The organism is Acetobacter fabarum, from assembly GCF_011516925.1.
Lineage (GTDB): Bacteria > Pseudomonadota > Alphaproteobacteria > Acetobacterales > Acetobacteraceae > Acetobacter > Acetobacter fabarum.
The window spans coordinates 1-1,420 of the sequence record NZ_WOTG01000045.1 but is presented as its reverse complement, the minus strand read 5'-3'; the positions used below and the strand labels follow the sequence as shown (position 1 = coordinate 1,420).

General features: G+C 54.9%; 1 protein-coding gene. It reads right to left on the bottom strand.

The window, feature by feature from the left end; all coding sequences use genetic code 11:
• Window positions 1-119 precede the first annotated feature (119 nt).
• Entirely contained in the window at window positions 120-1,370 is a 1,251-nt protein-coding gene (locus GOB83_RS14585; RefSeq protein WP_165926622.1) for an IS701 family transposase, read from the bottom strand.
• Window positions 1,371-1,420: the final 50 nt, after the last annotated feature.

Here is a 1,420-nt window from a genome sequence, read left to right as displayed (position 1 = left end):
CTAGCACTACAGTTGCATTTTGTATTGTGAGTGAGAGCGCATAGCGTTTGCCTGATGTGTTCGTCGAAAGACGGACCATCTGAGGATATGGGCGACGGGTAACCTGCGTTGTGCAAGCTTTACGACGAGGCGCCTGATTTCCTGTATGGACCAGCGGACGAGGACGATCGTGTCCTGCGCTGTGTTTTTTTTGGTTTCCGTGAGTTTGCCTGATACCGGACACTTGCCATGACGGCATAGGCGAGCATGACCAGAGAGACATGCCGATGCCAACCATGCCAGGAGCGGGTTTCGTTGTGATCAAGACCGAATTCGTTTTTGGCTGTCTCGAAACATTCTTCGATCCTCCAGCGCGTCCCTTCAACGTTCACGAGTTCCTGCATGGTTGTCCCTTTCGGGCACCAGGTCGTAAAATAGGCTAGGTCTCCATCGCCTATACTCCGACGGATCAACAGGCCGCGTGTCCATGGTCCGGCAATAGGGCAGTCAAATTCTTCAGCATCCAGATCAGCAAGCGCAAGATACGCCCAGTCATACAGCCGCTCACCTTTTGTGCCGTGTCCCGCAGATAGGCGGTACCAGTCCTGCTCTGGAAGGTTTGCAGCAATATCTTTGGCTTCTCCTGCAATCAGCGGGTTGGTTGCCCATGACCCGAACCAGTGATTGCCTTTGACGCCAAGGACATATCCAACGCCTGCCCGACGAAGCGTGCGTTCCACATCTCCCACGCCATAAACGCTGTCTGCTGCAACCCAGCGGAAGGGCACACCGGCCTCAATACTCCGCTCAATCATCATCGAGGCTAACGCCGGTTTGGTTGCAAACACCACGTCATCGGGAACGTGGGCCTGCTGCAGGCGCTCACGGTCAGATGTCCAGTCTTTCGGGAGATACAGGGCGCGGTCAATAAAAGCATAGCCCCGCGCCGATACATAGGTGGCAAATACCCCAATCTGGCAGTTCGTGATCTTGCCGGCAGATCCCGTATACTGCCGCCCCACACCGCACGACGCCTGACCCTTCTTCAGAAAACCAGTCTCATCGACGACCAGAACGCCATCGTCAGTGCCCAGATGCTCGATCACATAATTCCTGACGATGTCACGTAGGGCATCGGCATCCCAGCGCCCGCGCCCCAGAAGCGCCTGCTGCCGCCAGGGACCAGGATCTCCTGCTGCTTCTGCCCGCATCCATCCTGTCTTGCGTGGATCATTGCCAATTAAAACATCGAGAAAAGAACACGCTGAATCCGCGACACGCTTTTGCGTAAAGAGTGGAACAATCCGCTCCTTGGCAGCCCGAAGCGAACGCGCCCATAATTCCAGTGTCTCTTCAACAGAGGCACCACCGGTCATCATATCCTGAATCATGGTTACCCATAGAGTCAGAACTCAATACAAAATGCAACTGTAGTGCTAGG